The sequence below is a fragment of the Bacillus cereus group sp. BfR-BA-01379 genome (assembly GCF_022663605.1).
Lineage (GTDB): Bacteria > Bacillota > Bacilli > Bacillales > Bacillaceae_G > Bacillus_A > Bacillus_A mobilis.
The window spans coordinates 1-258 of the sequence record NZ_JAKUFT010000268.1 but is presented as its reverse complement, the minus strand read 5'-3'; the positions used below and the strand labels follow the sequence as shown (position 1 = coordinate 258).

Genomic DNA, 258 nt, shown 5'->3' with positions numbered 1-258 from the left:
GGTTCAACTGCTTCAAAATGGAAAAGAGTTTAAAACGCAAGAAGTGAAAGCAGATGAAAAAGGCAATTGGACATTTAGCTTTAAGGATCTACCGAAGTACGATGGAAAAGGAAATGAGCACAAGTACACAGTAGAAGAAGTAAAAGTGAAAGACTATGAAACAAAAGTAGAAGGAACAACGATTACGAACACGTACAAGAATACAGAAACAACAGAAGTAAGTGGTAAGAAAGTATGGGAAGACTACGACAATAAATT

General features: G+C 35.7%; 1 protein-coding gene. It reads left to right on the top strand.

Annotated features, from left to right (window positions below):
* Positions 1–258 (top strand): Cna B-type domain-containing protein (locus MR113_RS27795; protein WP_242257511.1); only part of this gene is annotated, 258 nt, incomplete at both ends.